Consider the following 13,499-nt stretch of genomic DNA (forward strand, 5'->3'; position numbering starts at 1 on the left):
CTCGGACTGTCGTACAACAGCAAGAGCTCTCGTTGACCGATTTCAGCATCTCTTCTACACTGATACGAATGTTCCAATCCGCATGAACTCCATGTCACCGCTCACATACATCCGATGGAAGACCGACGACCAGACCCAGATGCCTTGCTGAAGCGCGTGCAGGCTGAAGAGGCTGAGCAGGGGCGTGGCAAACTGAAAGTATTCTTCGGCGCCACAGCGGGCGTTGGCAAAACGTACGCGATGCTACAGGCCGCGCATGAGCAACGGCGTGAAGGTGTCGATGTCGTCATCGGGTGGGTCGAAACGCATGGTCGTGCGGAAACCGAATCCTTGCTGGAAGGGCTGACGATCCTGTCGCCACGCCTGGTCGAGCATCGCGGAACGGCCTTGCGGGAATTCGATCTTGACGCAGCGCTCGCCCGTCGTTCTCAGCTCATCCTCATGGACGAACTGGCCCACACCAATGCCCCTGGCTCCCGGCATCCGAAACGATGGCAGGACGTGAAGGAACTCTTGAATGCGGGCATCAACGTCTATACGACCGTCAACGTGCAGCACCTGGAATGTCTGAACGATGTGGTGGCTCAGATTACAGGAGTGCGGGTGAGTGAGACGGTGCCGGACTCGGTGCTTGAACAAGCCGATGATGTCGAACTGATCGATCTTCCCCCAGACGACCTCCTTCAACGCCTGAAAGACGGCAAGGTCTATATGCCGGAGCAGGCGCAGCATGCGATCCAGAATTTCTTCCGCAAGGGGAATCTGATCGCGTTGCGCGAATTGGCTCTCCGGCGAACAGCCGAGCGGGTCGACCAGCAGATGGAGGTGTACCGCCGCGACCATGCGGTGGTCCAGACGTGGCCTGCCGCCGAAACGATCATGGTCTGTGTGAATATGAAGCCCAGAGGACCCCGCTTGGTGAGGGCTGCCAGAACCATGGCGACGGGTCTCCATGCAAAATGGATCGCCGTGTATGTGCAAACACCCAGACATCTGCGCATGCCTCAAGGCGACCGCGACCGGGTAAACCAGACACTTCGGCTTGCCGAGCTGCTGGGTGCCGAGACAGCGGTGCTGAGCGGAGCCAATGTCACACAAGAACTGTTGTCCTATGCCCGCACGAGAAACGTGGCGAAGATTCTCGTCGGAAAGCCGGTCCGTGCCAGATGGAAGGAATGGGTGTTCGGTTCAGTCGTGGCTGAACTCGTGCAACAGAGCGGGGAGACGGACATTTATGTGATCACGGGCGAGGCCGGCGAAAGCCGCCCGCTGACGACGCAGGCGGTGAAGCGGAGCAGCGAGTGGTCAACATACGGCCTGAGCATCGGGGGAGTAGGCCTGTCGACAGGCGTGGCGTGGCTCATGTTTCCCTACTTCGGTCTGGCCAATCTCATCATGATGTATTTGCTGGGCGTCGTCCTCGTGGCCAGTCGGTATGGACGAGGACCGTCGGTCCTCGCCTCAGTCCTGAGTGTCGCCGCGTTCGATTTTTTCTTCGTTCCTCCATATTTATCCTTCGCCGTATCGGACATTGAATACCTCCTGACGTTTGCCGTCATGTTGGTTGTTGCGCTGACGATCAGCGGACTGGCGGTCCGTACCAAGCAACAGGCTATGCTGGCTCGTCATCAGGAACGGCGGACTGCGGTTCTCTATGCATTGAGCCGCGATCTCGCCACACATCGGGGGACAGGTCTGTTGACCCAGCTTGCGGCAAAACATCTTCGAGAGGTGTTTGACGGCCAGGTTGCAATGTTTTTGGCGGATGCCGACAAGCGGGTGCAGCTGCAACGGGGTGAACATCTGTACTTTGAATTCGACCCCAAGGAGTCGGGTGTGGCCCAATGGGTATTCGAGCACAACGAGCGGGCCGGACTCGGGACCGATACGCTCGCGGGGGCCAGCGCCCTGTATCTGCCCTTAGTCGGTTCGGCCGGACCAATCGGGGTCGTGGCGGTGCGGCCGACTGAGTCCAGCCGACTCGCGGACCTCGATCAGTTGCTCTTGCTCGAATCGCTCGTCAACCAAGTGGCATTGGCGATCGAACGCACGCGCCTGTCAGAGGAAGCCCAACAGGCTCATGTACATGTGGAAACAGAGCGCATGCGGAATGCCATTCTCAGTTCGGTCTCCCACGACCTGCGGACTCCGCTGGCAACCATTACCGGGTCTGCCAGTAGCTTGATGGACGAACAGGGACAGATCGACCCTGCTGCCCGGCTCGAGCTCGTGCGATCCATCTATCGGGAGGCGGATCGCCTGGATCGCTTACTCAAGAACCTGTTGGATATGATGCGCATCGAGGCAGGGGCTGTACAACTGAACAAAGAGTGGCACCCTGTGGATGAGGTTGTCGGGGCGGCCCTGGCCAGACTAGAGGGACGGTTGCGCGATCATACCGTCAACACGGCGTTTCCTGCCGACCTGCCGCTGGTGTTTGTCGATGGCGTGCTCCTGGAACAGGTGGTGATCAATCTTGTGGAGAATGCCGTGAAATACGCGCCTGCTGGAAGCGTGATCGATTTGTCCGCATCGGCGAGCGATCGTGAAATGGTCGTCGAAGTCGCAGATCGAGGCCCGGGAGTTCCGGTCGGCGAGGAGGCTCGCATTTTCGACAAATTCTATCGCGCCAAGCCTGCGCGAGAAGGGGGCGTCGGCCTTGGACTGACCATTTGCCGTGGGGTCATCGAAGCGCACGGCGGACGTATTTGGGCTGAGAATCGGCACGGAGGGGGGGCGGTGTTCCGCTTTGCGATTCCGCTGTTGGAACGTCAGCCGTCTGTCGAATTGGAACAAGCCGAACCGAAGCCGGCCTAATCGCCTCCGGGAAAGAGTTGCGGCCGGGAGGCCGTCATCAGTATGTCAGGGCAAGAAGTCACCGTGCTCCTCATCGAAGATGAACCGGAGATTCGCCGGTTCCTCCGGACAACCCTGCCTGTGCACGGTTTTCGACTCTACGAGGCCGCGACGGGCAAGGAGGGGCTGGCAGAGGCCCAAGCGAGGAATCCCGATCTCATCCTGCTCGACCTCGGTCTGCCGGATCTGGAGGGAAGCGAAGTCATTCGCCAAGTACGGGAGTGGACGGCCACTCCGATCATCGTACTTTCCGCCCGCGACCAGGAACAGGTCAAAGTGACGGCGCTTGACCTCGGCGCCGACGATTATGTCACCAAGCCGTTCGGAGTCAATGAGCTGCTCGCGAGGATGCGGGCTGCGCTTCGCCATATCACTGGACCGGCAGGAGAACCGGCCGAACCAGTGTTTATCCTCGGCGATCTCAAGGTAGATCTCGGACGGAGGCAGGTGTTTGTCTCGGGGAAGGAAACTCATCTCACGCCGATCGAATACAAGCTGCTCACGACGCTGATCCGGTACGCCGGCAAGGTGATGACTCACCGTCAGCTCCTGAAAGAAGTGTGGGGTCCGCTGCACGTGGAAGAAGGCCATTATCTGCGAGTGTACATGCGCCAGTTGAGAAACAAGTTGGAGAAAAGCCCGGCCCATCCACGCTATCTGGTGACGGAGTTGGGAGTGGGATATCGGCTCCTGACGGAATGACCCACCGCCCAAGGGCGGAGCCATTCGTGGAGTGGCCACTGGTCGAGACGGGCTCGAGACTTATTAGTTAACTCCGTTTCGATCACATATTCGCCAGATTTCAGCCAGCAGAGAAGACCGCTGTGCTAAAGAACATCGAAAAGCACAGAACTATCAGAAGCCATCGTAATAGATAGAGCGCTGTAAGACCTTAACTAATATCTAAGTAGTATATATTTGTTTGCCAACCCATTCGTTTCCCCGATCCGCCCTCAAATTGCCCCTTATGACGTCCACTGTCCCTCAAAGCAGGTAATTTGAGGAAGCTGTTGGCTATGATCAGATTATGCTGTTGCTGCCCTCGGTTCAGGAGCAGGTGCATTGCTGCCGCTCAAAACCCGTGGCTGAAGGACTGCAGAGGATCGAACTGAGAGTTGCCCGCGAAGGGCCGCTTTGGGTCGTCTGCAGCCGTTCAGAAAGGGAGAAAACCTCAATCCAGTGCCCATCTTTGCCCGACTCGGGGAGCCATGCAGAAGTGAAACCCTCAGAGCAAAGCTGTGCTGAAATTGTGCCAGTAGAAGGTTTGAATGGCGGGAAACAATAGAAAACTTAGAAGAGATAGAAACGTGGTTCGCCTGCGGAAAGCGATGACGCAAAAGGCTTTATTGGGAGACCAGACCTTTGATCATCAACTTACGCAATTGAGGGGTATGGGGTGAGTGACGGGTTTCGAACCCGCGACCTCCGGATCCACAATCCGGCGCTCTAACCAACTGAGCTACACCCACCATACGGAGAAGACAGAGGAGATTCTAGCAAAGGGAGCAGGAGACCCGCAACTCACGGTTGGACTGCTCAGCCTCGTGTATCGAAGGCCGTCTGCATTTCGGCAAGAATTGCCGCAGCGGCGGCAGCGGGGTCCGCGGCATCTCTGACCGGACGGCCGATCACCAAATAGTCGGCTCCCACTGAAATCGCCTGGGTCGGCGTAGTCGCTCGAGCATGGTCATCGACATCTTTGCCGGCCGGACGCACACCGGGCGTCACGATGAGAAAACGCGGACCGACTTTGGGACGGAGGATCCCGGGCTCTTCGCCCGAAGCCACGACTCCATCACAGCCCACCTCGGACGCCAACAGAGCCCGCGCGGAGACCAAGTCCTGCACGCTGCGCTGAATACCCATCTCACGAAGATCGTGGCTGTCGAAATTGGTCAACACTGTCACCGCCAATAATTTAAGCGCAGACTCTCCACGGCCCTGGACGGCGGCGGTCAATGCTTTCCGGTTGGCATGAATCGTCAAGAACTCCACGCCCATCGATGCAACCAACGCTGTGGCCCGACGCACCGTTTCCTCGATGTCGAGGAACTTGAGGTCTAAAAACACCCGCTTGCCTCGCTTGATTAAGCTGTGGACCATTTCCGGTCCGGCGGCAGTGTAGAGTTCGAGTCCGACCTTCACAAACACAACCTGATCCTCGACTCGATCGAGCAGCCGGTCGGCTTCGCCGCGTGAGGGAACGTCGAGGGCCAAAATTAAGCGGTCACGGGCAATGATCGTTGACACAGGCTGGTCCTTTTCAAAAATGGCTCATCTTGACGCTTCATGGAGCCGCATGGTACAAGTACGCTTCTTTTCTACTAGAGGAGTCTACTATGCCGGTTGTACATAAATCGACGATTCGCCGAGCCCGCCAATCCGTGAAGCGGCACGACCGTAACCGGGCGACATTGGGCACGCTCAAGACCCTGGTCAAGAAGGTCCAGGCCGCCGTGGCCGAGAAGAAGGTTGAGGATGCCACGTCGTCCCTCCGCATCGCCACGTCAGCCCTTAGCAAGGCTGTGACGAAGGGTGTGATGAAACCCAACACGGCCTCGCGCCGGATTGCTCGCCTTACGCTCCACGTCAACTCCTTGTCCGTTTCACGCTCGTAATCGTTCGCACATTCGAAATGGTTCTGGCTCTCACCGGTTGCGGCACTTCGGCGCCACGACTCGGTGAGGGTCGACGAGTTTGTATCTCTGTCTGCGCCCGATCACACAACCGCAGCAACAGCCCCTCAAGCACTCGGACAGGGCGGCCACCACTTCCACCCTTCAGATTGGCATCTGCATCCAAGAGCAACCCTAGCGCTTCTTGCAAATGGGCGTCGGGAAACTGCTCGAGAAATACTCGCACCTTGGCGGGGTCCATCCGCAACGTCCGAGCGGCTTCCCCCTCACGGCCTCCCTGCCGTAGGACTTCCTTCACCTTCCAGAGTCTCCGGTATTGCCAAGCCAGCGAGCCAAGAATCCTCAGTGGGGCCTCTCCTGCTTCCATATTCCTCGCCAGAATCGCCAAGACCCGCCCACGGTTTCTCGCACCGATCGCCAACGTGAGATCGAATACCGAGGCACCAGGCTCTGTGCCACGCAACGTCGCCACATCGCCAGCGGTGACAGCCAGGCCCGGTGAAACATAGGCCGCCAGCTTTTCCAATTCACGCCGAACCGAGTAGAGCGAGCCGCCGCAGGCCTCCTTCAGCAACTCGACGGCCTCCTCGTTGAGCTGAATCCCCACCCGTTCTGCATCCTGCTTGAGCCAGGGAAGCCAATGCGCCTCTCTGAGTGGGGAGCAATCAATCGTGACCGCAGTCTGCGCTAAGGCCTGTGTGAACTTCAGTCGCCCGTCTAGCTTTGAAGCAACAAAGATCACCGTCGTAGAATCGTTCGGCGCTTTCAAATAGGGCAGGATCGCGTCGCATTCCCTGGCAGGGATCTTATCGGCCGCCTTCACCACCACCAGGCGCCGAGGCGCGAATACAGCCACTTCCGAAGCGCAGGTGACAATCTCAGATCCGCTCACGTCGTCGCCATAAAACAGATCGCAATTGAAGTCGCTTTCGCCCTCGCCCAATAACGCGGCCTTCAACAGCCCCAAGGCGACATCGCGAAGCAAGTCTTCCTCGCCGACGACCACGTACAGCGGTGCCACCGTTCCTTGCGCAAGCTGCGCTCTGAGTTGCGCATGAGAAATCGCTGAAGCCATAGTTGTGATGCGATCTATTTACTGTTGATGTCCGCGCCGGTCGACGCCGGATGCACGATCGGCTTTGCCAGCTGACTCGATTCCAATTGGAGCAAAAAGCGAGACGCCAAGTCCTCGGCGATAAAACGGCCGGCTTGCTCTAGGGCCCGGTTCTGCAGAACGCGGTTAAATTGCAGGTCTGGTGTCACGTAAAATTCCGAGGAGCCCTTCGCGGTTTGTGCCCAGACCACACGTTTCGTCCTGGTTTCCTCCACCTTGACCGTCACCACCACTTCTGCGCGGCTCTCGAGTGTGGTGGTCTGGCTGAAACTGAGCGTCGGAAGGTTGACTGAGAGAATTTGCCCGGACAGCACAAGATCGGCAGCCTCAGTATCTGGAACGATCTGCGCCCCGCTGCCGGACGAAAACTCGTGGCGAAGATAGTTGGTGTAGCGGGCCTCAAGATTTGGTTCGAAACTCTTATTCTCTAAGGTCCGAACCACCAACCGCGGCGGAGACGACGTGGGAGAGGCCGTCGCTGCCGCCCCTCCGATCGTCGGCCCTGCACCCTCGACACGGAACTGGTAACCACAGCCGACGAGAGTCGCAAGTAACACGAGACTCGCGGGAAAAGCGAGACAGGTAAGAGCATCTTTGGTTTTTCGAATGTCGCGCATGTCTCGCTTTCCTCGCCAACCTCGGCGAGGTTCACACCACAAAGTTCATCAGCTTTTTTTCAACATACACAATCTTCTTGGGCTCCTTGCCCTGCAGCCATTCCCCAATCTGCGCACGAGCCAGCCCTTCAACCTGTTCACGGGTCGCGTCGACTCCGACCTCGAGTTTGGTGCGCAGCTTTCCATTCACCTGGATCGGAATGGTCAAACGATCGCTGACGGTCATGGCTGGATCGAAGATCGGCCAGGGCTGCTGAGACACGCTCGGCTTGTGACCCAGCACTTCCCACAATTCCTCCGCCAGATGGGGGGCAAACGGTGCTAAGATCAGGACGAAGGGTTCCAGTAAGGCCCGGGGACGCTGCTCGGCCTTCGTCATCTCGTTGGTAAACACCATCATCTGAGAGATCGCCGTGTTGAACCGCAACGCCTCGATATCTTCAGTGACTTTCTTTATCGTCTGGTGAAGCAATCGCTGGTGCTCGAGCGTCGGAGCGATCTCCACCACAATGCTCGACAGACGGCCCTCTTCATTCGCCATCAGACGCCAGGACCGTTCGAGAAACCGCGTCACCCCTTCCACGCCCCTCGTGCTCCAGGGCTTCACCGCCTCCAACGGGCCCATGAACATTTCATAGAGCCGCACCGCATCGGCCCCGAACTGGTCCATGATCTCGTCGGGATTGACGACGTTGCCACGGGACTTCGACATCTTCTGATTATCTTCTCCCAGCACCATTCCCTGATGCACGAGCTTCTTGAACGGCTCCGGCGTACTGACCACGCCGATGTCGTACAGTACCTTGTGCCAAAAACGCGCATAGAGCAAATGCAACACGGCATGTTCGCTGCCGCCGATGTAGAGATCCACCGGCATCCAATACCGTTCTTTTTCAGGATCGACGAGCTGGCCCTGATTCTTCGGGTCAATGAATCGCAGATAATACCAACAGGAACCGGCCCATTGCGGCATTGTATTGGTTTCACGGCGTGCCGGCGCTCCACTGATCGGATCGGTCGTCGTGAGCCAGTCGGTGAGATTCGCGAGAGGACTTTCGCCGCCCCCGGACGGCTTGAAGTTGTTCGTCTCCGGCAACAACAGTGGCAGTTGCTCTTCCGGAAGTGGAAGGGCCTGGCCATCCACCCACAGAATCGGAAAAGGCTCGCCCCAATACCGCTGACGGGCAAACAGCCAGTCCCGCAACTTGTAGTTCACGGCCCTGCGGCCCTTGCCGCGAGACTCTATCCAGGCCGTGATTTTCGGAATCGCATCACCCGGCGTCAACCCATCGATCGTAAAACTTCCGTCCGGCGTTGTGGAATTGACAACGGTCCCCTTGTCGGTTGTGACGAACGCCTCTTGTTCAACCTGACCGCCTGCAATCACTTCGCGGATCGGCAATGCATAGGTCTTCGCAAAAGCCCAGTCGCGCTCGTCATGCGCCGGCACAGCCATGATGGCCCCGGTCCCATAGCCCATCAACACATAGTCGGCAATCCAAATGGGCAATGGCTCGTTATTCACCGGGTTGAGCGCGTAGCCGCCGGTGAAGACCCCGGTCTTTTCTTTTTCGAGTTCCTGCCGCTGGAGGTCGCTTTTTCTGGCCGCAGCCTCGCGATAGGCCGTAACCGCGGCGCGGCAATCGGCAGTCGTGACGACTTCCACTAACGGATGTTCGGGGGACAGCACCATATAGGTCGCCCCGAACAGGGTATCCGGCCTCGTCGTAAAGATCCGAACTGTGCCGGGACAGCCGGCCAAATCGAATTCGACTTCCGCGCCAACCGATCGGCCGATCCAATTCTTTTGCATCTCCAGGGTACTGGCCGGCCACTCGACCAGCTTCAAATCTTCGAGGAGTCGATCGGCATAGGCGGTAATCTTCAACACCCATTGCCGCATCGGTTTGCGGATCACATCGAACCCGCCGACCTCGCTCTTCCCATCGATAATTTCTTCATTGGCGAGTACCGTCCCCAGTGCAGGGCACCAGTTCACCGGCACTTCCGCCACGTAGGCCAGCCCTCGCTCGAACAGCTTGAGGAAGATCCACTGGGTCCAGCGATAATACTCAGGATCGATCGTGCTGAGCTCGCGTTCCCAGTCGTAAGAAAGACCGACCCGTTTCATCTGGCGCTTAAACGTGGCGATGTTCTGGGCTGTCGTAACGACCGGGTGAATACCGGTCTTCACCGCGTACTGTTCCGCAGGAAGCCCGAATGCATCCCACCCCATCGGATGCAGCACATTGAAGCCACGCATCCGCTTGTAGCGGGACACAATATCCGTCGCAGTGTAACCTTCGAGGTGGCCGACATGGAGGCCCGATCCGGAAGGGTAGGGGAACATGTCGAGGCAGTAAAATTTCGGCTTGGTACGGTCGTCAGGCACGCGGAAAGTCCGGTGCTCCTCCCAATAGGCCTGCCACTTCACTTCAAGAGACTGATGATCGTAGGTCTTGCTCATACCGTGATATTCCGCAACTGCACAGAAAAAGAGGAAGGACTCTAACATAGACATGCGGGAGCAACAAGAATCGGCGGAGGGAGAAGCTTGCGCACCAGAAGCCGGTCTTCGTACGAAGACCGGCTTCTGAATTCAGCGAGGGGAGTCGCTAGAAGTGATAGCCGACGCCGAATACGAAATGATGCAGGTTGGCTACCGCATTAATCCCCGCATAGGGACCATCGGCCTGGCCTGCCAGATTAAAACGAACATAATTATACTTCCACTCTCCGAACATCGAGACATGATCTGTCAGGCGGTATCGGAGGCCGACTTGCGTATTCAGCCCCACGCGGGTACTGGATTGAGAGTAGGCCGTCGTGCCGGAGGTCAGGGGTTCCTGTCTCTGATGCAAGAAGAAGACTCCTGGCCCGACCCCGAGATAGGGCTCGAACGCCCCGGCCCGATACCGAGCCACCAGGTTCGGCGCGACCACAATGAGCCGATTCGTCGCACCGGTCTCATTGATTAAGACCGTCCCAACACCCGGTGCCTGGAGCGTGACCCGCTGTTGCGGAGCATGTGGCGTAGTCATGAAACTTTCCAGCTCCACACCCAACCACGGCGTCGAATCGAAATAGTGGCCGAGCTTCATCCCGTACATGAGAGAGTTGTTCAAGCTCAAGTTAGACGCGGTTGTGCCGCCTGGCAGCCCGACATATGACGGGTCCGTCACTCTGCCACGGGTCGTGTCCTGCGCCACGGTATAACCCACTTGCCCTGCGACATAGGATTCCGCATGGGCGGAAAGGAGCCACGCCCCCCAGATTGCACAAGCACCGACCAGTCGAAACATCAGTAGTTGGTGGGCTCGTTTCCTATCTCTGCACCCCATCAAATTTTCCATTTTGAGACATTCCCTCTATACCGGTACGCCATACTCACAGATCCATCGTTTTGTACTACAATAACGGCTGGCGTCTCGGCTGTCCATTCCACGATGGGAGGACGAGACACCCTTCGAAAAAATTATGGGACTCTACGCCAAACATATTTTCCCTCGCCTGATGGATTGGGCCATGAGCGGAGAGGAGTTTCAGCGACTTCGGGGTGGGCTGGTCTCCCAGGCCTCTGGCACGGTGTTGGAAATTGGGCTCGGGACGGGACTCAATCTGCCCTACTATTCCCGACATGTCACGTGGCTCCATGCGGTGGAGCCGGCCATCTTATTGCCAAAACGCCTCGTGCAGCGTGGCAAGAATGCGTTGTGCCCGATCGAAATCACACGTATCAGTGCGGAAATGCTCCCGTACGACGACCGGACCTTCGATTATGCCGTCAGCACCTGGACCCTCTGCACCATTCCCGATCCGGTCCGGGCACTCCAGGAAGTACGCCGGGTACTCAAGCCATCCGGCCAATTCCTCTTTCTTGAACATGGGCGAAGCGAGGACGAACAGACTGCGAAGTGGCAGGACCGACTCAACCCTATCCAGAACATCATCGGGTGCGGGTGCCACTTGAATAGACGGATCGATCAGCTCGTTCAACAGGCAGGATTCTCAACCGCTGAACTTGATCGGTTCGTGATGCAGACCGTTCCCCGACTAGGCGGATCGATGTATCGCGGACGGGCTTTCAGGGGAGACTGAATGCACACTCACGATCAGGAACTCGCAACCTCACCGTTGGTGAGGGATAAGAGGCATTCGATTGAGCTGAACTTCGTCGAGGATACCGCCGGCAATTGCGAACTCGACTTGGAACTATGAATAATCTGCCCGAGGCCGTACTCCTCTGCCGCGATCAGACAGCCCTCATCATCATCGACGTAGAGCGACCGCTTCGGATCGAAGCCCACAAGACGCTGACAAGTCGGCCAATATTCCGATCTCATCTTGAGATAGCCCACCTCAAACGCGTCGACAATCCGATCCACTCGACGATCCAACCCCGTCTTCGCAGTTTTGACATCCACGCCGGCACGATGGGCATTGGTGATAATCGTGATCCGCTTCCCGCGCTGTTTGAGTTCGCCAAGAAACGCTTCTGCCCCAGGCAGATAGCCGATCATGTGGTTTAACTCCCGATGCATCGCCACCACATCGATGCCCACCCGCCCGGTCCAATAGTGGAGGTCGGTCCAAGCCAACTCTCCTTCGACCGATCGGTACATGGCCATGAGCTGGCCTCGCGCCTCCTCGAACGAGAGCCCGTGCAGAACGGCATACCGACGCGGCAGCTCCTCTTCGAAAAAGAAGTTGTCGAAATGCCGATCCAGCAACGTGCCGTCCATGTCGAGCAGCACGTCATCGATCTCGTCCCAATTCCATTGAAATGACGTCATTTCAATGGAGTGTACCTGACGATGGTTGTGTTTGCCAAAATTCTTATGTTACGGTCGGTATAGAAGTTTCTATGCCACGCACGAAAAAATCCAAAAACATCCCCGAAGAGACCGTCGCTGAAGAAACGGCACCGATACGGCAAACCACAGCGGCACACCCGCCTATTGTGGCCATTATCGGTCGCCCCAACGTCGGCAAATCGACGCTCTTTAATCGCATGCTCGGCAAACGAACGGCGATTGTGGACGACGTCCCCGGTGTCACGCGAGATCGCAACTACGCTGACGGCACCTATCGGAACCGGCCGTACCGCCTGGTCGATACGGGGGGCCTGGACCCGACCGCCTCGGAAAGCATGTTGATCCTCATCAAGCGTCAATCGGAACTCGCCATTGCGGAAGCGGATATTTTGATTCTACTGATGGACGGCCGGACCGGGCTCACGACCCCGGATCTCGCAGTCGTCCGGCTCTTGCGCGGCACCACGAAGCCCTTGTTCATCGTGGTAAATAAGATCGACACGCCCAAGGTCGAACCCCTCGTGGCGGATTTCTATCAATTGGGAACGGACACACTCTATCCTATCTCTGCAGAGCATGGCATCGGCGTGTCCGACCTCCTGGACGCGCTCTATCCGCTCCTCCCGGTCCCCGATGAAAACCCTGAGAAAACGACGATGCCCCGCATTGCCGTCGTGGGGCGACCGAATGTCGGAAAGTCCACGCTGGTGAACGCCGTGCTCGGGGAAGACCGGGTGGTCGTCAGCGATGTGCCGGGGACCACCAGAGATTCGATCGACTCCATCGCCCTCCATCAAGGACGGAATTATCTCTTCACCGATACCGCCGGCATTCGTCGTCGAGGAAAAATCGACCGGGGCATCGAAGGCTACAGCGTGGTCCGTTCGCATCTGGCTATCGGACGATCCGACCTCGGAGTCTTGCTCCTCGACGCCACGGAAGGCGTCACGGAACAGGACACCAAGATTGCCGGGATCATCATCAAGCAAGGACGAGCCTGTTTCCTCCTCGTCAATAAATGGGACCTCCGGGAAGGCGACAGCCAGGCCCGGCAGGAAGTCGAACAGGAACTGCATCGGCGCTTCCCCTTCCTGACGTGGGCACCGGTCCTCTTCGCTTCCGCAGCACATCCCGATTCGCTTGGCCAGCTCTTTCCGACTATCGATCGGGTGTTCGCGGCATTCTCAAAACGGATCCCGACCGGCGCCTTGAACAAGTTCCTCCAGGAGATCCTCTCCACCCACCCCCTGCCGGTGCGGAAAGGCAAACCGACGAAAATCACGAAGTCAGCCTTCATGACCCAGGTCGCGATACAACCACCCGTCTTCGCGTTGTTTGTCGGGCACCCGGACAATATCACGCCCTCCTACCTCCGCTTTCTCGAGAACCAAGTCCGCGAGGAATATGGATTCGAGGGAACCCCGATTCGCCTCTTGGTTCGCAAGAAATAGCCGGTTCAATT

11 protein-coding genes and 1 tRNA gene are annotated in these 13,499 nt (G+C 57.8%); 5 read left to right on the plus strand and 7 right to left on the minus strand.

What is annotated here, in order from left to right:
- The first annotated feature begins 114 nt into the window (after nt 1–114).
- Nucleotides 115–2,817: a sensor histidine kinase KdpD gene (locus tag Q8N00_15615; GenBank protein ID MDP2384219.1), complete on the plus strand. Its 2,703-nt coding sequence runs from the start codon at nt 115–117 to the stop codon at nt 2,815–2,817.
- Between the two features lie 42 nt (nt 2,818–2,859).
- Nucleotides 2,860–3,558, plus strand: a complete 699-nt coding sequence (locus Q8N00_15620) for a response regulator (protein ID MDP2384220.1) — start codon at nt 2,860–2,862, stop codon at nt 3,556–3,558.
- 690 nt (nt 3,559–4,248) lie between these two features.
- Here Q8N00_15620 and Q8N00_15625 read toward each other — a convergent pair.
- Both Q8N00_15625 and pyrF read right to left on the minus strand, forming a co-directional pair.
- Nucleotides 4,249–4,325, minus strand: a tRNA-His gene (locus Q8N00_15625).
- Between the two features lie 67 nt (nt 4,326–4,392).
- Nucleotides 4,393–5,106 carry an orotidine-5'-phosphate decarboxylase gene (pyrF, locus tag Q8N00_15630; GenBank protein ID MDP2384221.1) on the minus strand — a complete coding sequence of 238 codons (714 nt, stop codon included), beginning with the start codon at nt 5,104–5,106 and terminating at the stop codon, nt 4,393–4,395.
- Between the two features lie 89 nt (nt 5,107–5,195).
- Here pyrF and rpsT point away from each other — a divergent pair, with 89 nt between their 5' ends.
- Nucleotides 5,196–5,474: a 30S ribosomal protein S20 gene (gene rpsT, locus Q8N00_15635; GenBank protein MDP2384222.1), complete on the plus strand. Its 279-nt coding sequence runs from the start codon at nt 5,196–5,198 to the stop codon at nt 5,472–5,474.
- Here rpsT and holA read toward each other — a convergent pair.
- The 4 genes from holA to Q8N00_15655 all read right to left on the minus strand — a co-directional run bounded on the left by holA (nt 5,446) and on the right by Q8N00_15655 (nt 10,525).
- Entirely contained in the window at nt 5,446–6,567 is a 1,122-nt protein-coding gene (holA, locus tag Q8N00_15640) for a DNA polymerase III subunit delta (GenBank protein ID MDP2384223.1), read from the minus strand. The genes rpsT and holA overlap by 29 nt on opposite strands.
- Before the next feature lie 14 nt (nt 6,568–6,581).
- Nucleotides 6,582–7,223, minus strand: coding sequence for an LPS assembly lipoprotein LptE (gene lptE, locus Q8N00_15645; GenBank protein MDP2384224.1), 642 nt, complete (start codon nt 7,221–7,223; stop codon nt 6,582–6,584).
- 31 nt (nt 7,224–7,254) lie between these two features.
- Nucleotides 7,255–9,690 (minus strand): leucine--tRNA ligase, encoded by a 2,436-nt coding sequence (gene leuS / locus Q8N00_15650; GenBank protein ID MDP2384225.1) that lies wholly within the window; start codon nt 9,688–9,690, stop codon nt 7,255–7,257.
- A 148-nt stretch (nt 9,691–9,838) separates the two neighbouring features.
- Complete coding sequence (locus Q8N00_15655) at nt 9,839–10,525, minus strand: outer membrane beta-barrel protein (protein MDP2384226.1); 687 nt, start codon at nt 10,523–10,525, stop codon at nt 9,839–9,841.
- A 175-nt stretch (nt 10,526–10,700) separates the two neighbouring features.
- Between Q8N00_15655 and Q8N00_15660 the strand changes: the two genes are divergently transcribed.
- Entirely contained in the window at nt 10,701–11,321 is a 621-nt protein-coding gene (locus tag Q8N00_15660; protein MDP2384227.1) for a class I SAM-dependent methyltransferase, read from the plus strand.
- A gap of 14 nt (nt 11,322–11,335) precedes the next feature.
- Here Q8N00_15660 and Q8N00_15665 read toward each other — a convergent pair whose 3' ends face one another.
- A complete protein-coding gene (locus tag Q8N00_15665) occupies nt 11,336–12,016 on the minus strand; it encodes an HAD hydrolase-like protein (GenBank protein ID MDP2384228.1) in 681 nt (226 codons plus the stop codon).
- A gap of 71 nt (nt 12,017–12,087) precedes the next feature.
- Here Q8N00_15665 and der point away from each other — a divergent pair, with 71 nt between their 5' ends.
- Entirely contained in the window at nt 12,088–13,488 is a 1,401-nt protein-coding gene (der, locus tag Q8N00_15670) for a ribosome biogenesis GTPase Der (GenBank protein MDP2384229.1), read from the plus strand.
- The last annotated feature ends 11 nt before the right edge of the window (nt 13,489–13,499 follow it).

This window comes from Nitrospirota bacterium (assembly GCA_030684575.1).
Taxonomy (GTDB): Bacteria; Nitrospirota; Nitrospiria; order Nitrospirales; family Nitrospiraceae; genus Palsa-1315.